The following is a 1,800-nucleotide window of genomic DNA, read 5'->3' as shown; positions in this document are numbered from 1 at the left end:
CCACGCAATACCTCGTGACAAGCCAGCTTGTCTCTGGAACTACCTATGCCTTCCGCGTGAGAGCACGCAACATCTTCGGCTGGGGTGACTACTCTGTGGTCGACTCAGTGACAGGTGCAGGCTACATCAAGGCGGCCAGAGAACCAGGCACTCCACTCGCTCCAGTAACCAGCATTGACGCTGCGACCGGCCACTTCGCCATCGATTGGACTGCGCCCGACGACAGAGGCGACCCCATCACGGCCTACCTGGTCGAGATCGCAGACAAGGCTACCGGCAATGTCTGGACCGCTCACAACGCCACATGCGACGGAACCATCGCGAACAGTGAAGCACTATTGAAACGCCACTGCCTCATTCCGATGACCGTTCTCACCGCAGCCACACCCTACGGCTACAAGTACACCTACAAGGATGTAGCAAACAGTATTGTAGGCGGAGGTGACTTGGTGCTGGTGAGAGTGAAAGCGGCCAACTTCTTCAAGTACGGAGTACTTTCGCCGGTCAGTGATGCCAGCGGAGCCCGCATCCGTGCTGTTCCAGACAAGATGGCTGCTCCTACCGAGGACCCAAGCTGCACCGATGTGACCCTGACCATGAACTGGGTCGCCCTAAGCGGTGTCGACGCAGGCAGCAGCGCTGTCATTGCCTACAGCCTCCTCTGGGACGCTGGTGATAGCACCAAGTAACCCGCTACCGATTTTGTTGAATTGACCAACGCCCTCGTCACTTCCTACACGAAGAATGCAGTGACTGGCGGTCAGACCTACCGCTTCATGGTAAGGGCCCGCAACATCTACGGTTATGGAGTCAACTCTACGATTACTACAGTAATCCCCGACGACAAGCCCGGCAAGACAAACATCCCAAGAGTCACTCTGGCTAACGCTGATGCTACCAGTGTAGACATCGAATGGGATTTGCCTAATGAGCACTCTTCTCCAATCATTAGCTACTCGATCCTCTTCATGCAGGCGAACGGAGACTTCGTCACTGAGCTCACTAACTGTGGAGCCGGCGTGGGATCGGCCGTTGTGGCAGCGAAGAAGTGCAGTGTGCCGATGACACTACTCAGAACTCTAACTCTGCGCCCAAGAGACAGCCTCATCAGGGTGAAGATCAGAGGAACCAACCTTAAGGGTGATGGAGAGTACTCTGAGGTCAACACCGTCGGAGCCACCATCGAGACTGAGCCTACCAACCTCAGCGTTGCTAGCATCGACGTGCCCTCCACATTCAACGACAGGACTAAGGTCGTCTGGACCGCTCTCACTGGCTCAGCCAGAGGCGGTTGGAACGTTGATATCACTTCATACGAGGTGTACTGGGATCAGGGCAACAACGTCACCACATGGGTAAGCAAGTACAAAACGACTCGCACTGATGTTGGCGGTCTCTTGACTTACGCTAACGTGGACTCACTCGTCGGAGGTGGAATCTACCAATTCAAGGTGAGAGCCTACAACAAGTACGGAGAAGGCCTGTTCACTGCTGCAACCAGCGTGAACACCTCACAAGTCCCAGATGCTCCCGCCGCACCCGTTCTTACGGTCGTCGGAGCTCACGTCAAGATTGCCTGGGATAGGCCATTCCGCAACTACAGAGAAGTCACAGGCTACCAGATCCTCCTGGCCACAGCCACTGTTAAAGATGGTGAAGGCAAGGATACCAACTAATGGTTGGAACGCAAAGCTCTGTGCGACGGAGACGCCCAAGCAGTGGTCATGTATTGCCTCGTGGCTATGGCCGACTTGAGGGAGGCGCCCTTCTCACTCACCTACGATACCCTCGTCCGCGCCA

Annotated in this window: 2 protein-coding genes; both read left to right on the top strand. The window is 55.7% G+C overall.

Annotated elements, in window-relative coordinates:
* A partial coding sequence (locus WCK51_16005; protein ID MEI7578393.1) for a fibronectin type III domain-containing protein occupies window positions 1–689 on the top strand: 689 nt, incomplete at its 5' end.
* Between the two features lie 21 nt (window positions 690–710).
* Window positions 711–1,676, top strand: a complete 966-nt coding sequence (locus tag WCK51_16000) for a fibronectin type III domain-containing protein (GenBank protein ID MEI7578392.1) — start codon at window positions 711–713, stop codon at window positions 1,674–1,676.
* The last annotated feature ends 124 nt before the right edge of the window (window positions 1,677–1,800 follow it).

It is taken from the genome of Armatimonadota bacterium, assembly GCA_037138755.1.
Lineage (GTDB): Bacteria > Armatimonadota > Fimbriimonadia > Fimbriimonadales > Fimbriimonadaceae > Fimbriimonas.
The sequence above is the reverse complement of the archived record's forward strand: the minus strand, read 5'-3'. Positions and strand labels throughout refer to the sequence as shown.